Genomic DNA, 2,566 nt, shown 5'->3' with positions numbered 1-2,566 from the left:
CATCGAAACAGGTCTGAAATATGTAAACAACGATGCATGCTATCCTGCACTGATCTCCATCGGTCAGCTCTTGAATGCACTGCTCTCCGGTAAATATGATTTGAACAGAACAGCTCTCCTGATCTCTCAGACAGGCGGCGGTTGCCGTGCCACAAACTATATCGCCTTCATCCGTAAGGCGCTGGAAAATCTGGGTATGCCCGATATCCCTGTTATTTCCGTAAACCCTGCGGGTCTGGAAAAGAACCCCGGCTTCAAGCTGACTCCTGCTCTGCTGCACCGCACTCTGCAGGCATTGGTATATGGTGACCTGTTTATGCGTGTGCTGTATCGTACAAGACCTTATGAAAAAGTGAAGGGCTCTGCCAATGCCCTCTATGAAAAATGGAATGCAAAGGTAAAACAGGACGTTCTGAAAGCGGACAGAAAAACTTATGCAGAAAACCTGAGGGGGATCATCAGAGACTTTGAGGAACTGGAACTGCTGGATATCAAGAAACCCCGCGTTGGCGTGGTTGGGGAAATCCTGGTAAAATTCCACCCTACAGCAAACAACGATCTGGTAAACCTGCTGGAAAGAGAAGGCGCAGAAGCAGTTGTGCCCGACCTCTTAACTTTCGGTCTGTACTGCTGCCATAATCAGGTGCAGAAGGAAAAATATCTGGGCGGTTCCAAGAAGGCGCGTATCATTGGCAACACTGTGGCAAGAGTCATCGAATGGTATCAGAAACCCATGATGGATGCTCTGGCAAAGAGCGAACGTTTTGATAAGCCCGAAGATATCAAGAGTCTGGGCAGAGAAGCAGAAAAGATCGTATCCCTGTGTAACCAGACAGGTGAAGGCTGGTTCCTGACAGCGGAAATGATCGAACTGATCCACAGTGGTGTTCCCAACATCGTATGTACACAGCCCTTCGGCTGCCTGCCTAACCATGTAGTAGGGAAAGGCGTCATCAAGGAACTGCGTAAACAGTATCCTATGTCTAACGTGGTAGCCATCGACTATGACCCCGGCGCATCCGAAGTCAACCAGCTGAACAGAATCAAACTGATGCTGGCAAGTGCAAACAAAAACATCGACCGTGCCGATGAACATAACAGACTGAAAAAACCCCACTCTGTGGAACAGGTTGCTTTCAAAATCGAAGACTAAAATAAAAATGCTCTGACTTTTGTCAGAGCATTTTTTGTGTTACAATAATAAAAAATTCGTCGAAAGGGCGTGAAAATATGATTTGTTTCAAATGCAAACAGAATATTGATGATGATTCCAATTACTGCAAATATTGCGGTGCCAAACAGGCACAGCAGTGCCCCGAATGTGGCGCGGCGGTACCTGCCGATGCCCGTTTCTGCCCCCAGTGCGATGCGCTGGTGCAGGCGCAGGTAGGCATCGACTGGGATGCGCTGACTGCGGAAGCGAAGAATGCTTTTGGTAAGGAAGATTAAGCAATAAAAAAGGACGTCAATGGATGGCGTCCTTTTTGTTTTCCTGAAATCAGATCAGATTTTCCAGTTTTGCTTTTACAGCGGCGATTTCTTCGTCGGAAGGGTTTGTAGGTGTCCAGCCGATGTTGATGCCGTCGCCTTCCCATCTGGGGATCAGGTGCAGGTGGAAGTGGAATACCGTCTGGCCTGCAACCACGCCGTTGTTCTGCAGGATGTTCATGTGTTCAAAGCCCAGCACTTCTTTCATGGCTTTTGCCAGTTTTGCTGCAAGGCTGAACAGTCTGCCTGCCTGTTCGGGGTCGATTTCAAAGATGTTTGCCACATGGTTTTTGGGCAGGATCAGGGCATGACCTTCGCCGGAAGGGAATCTGTCCAGGATCACTTTGAATTCGTCGTTTTCGTATATGGTTGCAGAAGGGATGTCTCCTGCAATGATTTTGCAAAAAATACAATCGCTCATGGGGTATCTTCCTTTCTTTGGTGAAATAATATTCAGTAACCCCATGATAACACGAAAAGCATTTACTGCCCAGTGGTTTTGGTGAAGTATTTTGCATACAGATGGTTCAGAGCGGCGGTGTGGTTCTGTTTGTCTGTGATGATCTCAAAGAGCAGATCCCACAGGTCATCTTCCTCCATGGCGGAGAGGAGACTGCGGTAGAAGGGGATATCATCCAGCTCTGTGAGCAGCAGTTCTTCCAGCAGCGCTGCGCCGCCGGCTGTTTCTGTTTCCGTCTCGGGCATTTCTGTCGGCAGATCTTCCGCTGTGTCGCTGAAGATGATGAATAAAACTTCCCGCAGGATGCGCTGATGCTTTTTGCCGTCCGTTTCCATGGTTTTGATGATATCGTGGGCCTCCGCCAGAGCTTCTTCCTGCAGCAGGGCGGTATATTTCTGTGTCAGCTGCTCTGCCCCCTGTCCGGCCAGCACCAGCAGTTCCTGCAGGCGGCGGTCGGCGGAAAGGTCGGGGGTGGTGTCTGTGCGCTCCTTGGCGCGAATAGGTACGTGATAAAGCTGCGTTTTTCTGTTGTATGGATACATGGGTCTGTCTCCTTTTCGGGTAATTTATATATTTTTCTTTTATCCTATGCGGAAAGGTTGGATTACTTTCCCAAAT

The 2,566-nt window shown here is 48.8% G+C and carries 3 protein-coding genes and 1 pseudogene; 2 read left to right on the top strand and 2 right to left on the bottom strand.

Annotation, left to right across the window (positions count from 1 at the left end):
* A pseudogene (locus ACJMLT_RS09060) lies at positions 1-1,153 on the top strand (2-hydroxyglutaryl-CoA dehydratase); the annotation flags it as partial.
* Positions 1,154-1,230: 77 nt separating this feature from the next.
* Positions 1,231-1,449, top strand: coding sequence for a double zinc ribbon domain-containing protein (locus tag ACJMLT_RS09055; protein ID WP_405729751.1), 219 nt, complete (start codon positions 1,231-1,233; stop codon positions 1,447-1,449).
* 49 nt (positions 1,450-1,498) lie between these two features.
* On the opposite strand, the gene ACJMLT_RS09050 is transcribed toward ACJMLT_RS09055, so the two are convergent.
* Positions 1,499-1,909 carry an HIT family protein gene (locus ACJMLT_RS09050; RefSeq protein ID WP_405729748.1) on the bottom strand — a complete coding sequence of 137 codons (411 nt, stop codon included), beginning with the start codon at positions 1,907-1,909 and terminating at the stop codon, positions 1,499-1,501.
* Positions 1,910-1,971: 62 nt separating this feature from the next.
* Positions 1,972-2,490, bottom strand: a complete 519-nt coding sequence (locus ACJMLT_RS09045; protein ID WP_405729745.1) for a hypothetical protein — start codon at positions 2,488-2,490, stop codon at positions 1,972-1,974.
* Between the last annotated feature and the right edge of the window lie 76 nt (positions 2,491-2,566).

This window comes from Anaerotignum sp. (genome assembly GCF_045122575.1).
Classification (GTDB): domain Bacteria; phylum Bacillota; class Clostridia; order Lachnospirales; family Anaerotignaceae; genus Anaerotignum_A.
Note: the sequence above shows the minus strand (reverse complement) of the source record. Positions and strands in the feature narration are given on the sequence as shown.

Excerpts from the sequence above, each read along its gene's own strand:
- ACJMLT_RS09055 (WP_405729751.1), top strand. The coding sequence starts at position 1,231 with ATGATTTGTTTCAAATGCAAACAGAATATTGATGATGATTCCAATTAC.
- ACJMLT_RS09050 (WP_405729748.1), bottom strand. The coding sequence starts at position 1,909 with ATGAGCGATTGTATTTTTTGCAAAATCATTGCAGGAGACATCCCTTCT.
- ACJMLT_RS09045 (WP_405729745.1), bottom strand. The coding sequence starts at position 2,490 with ATGTATCCATACAACAGAAAAACGCAGCTTTATCACGTACCTATTCGC.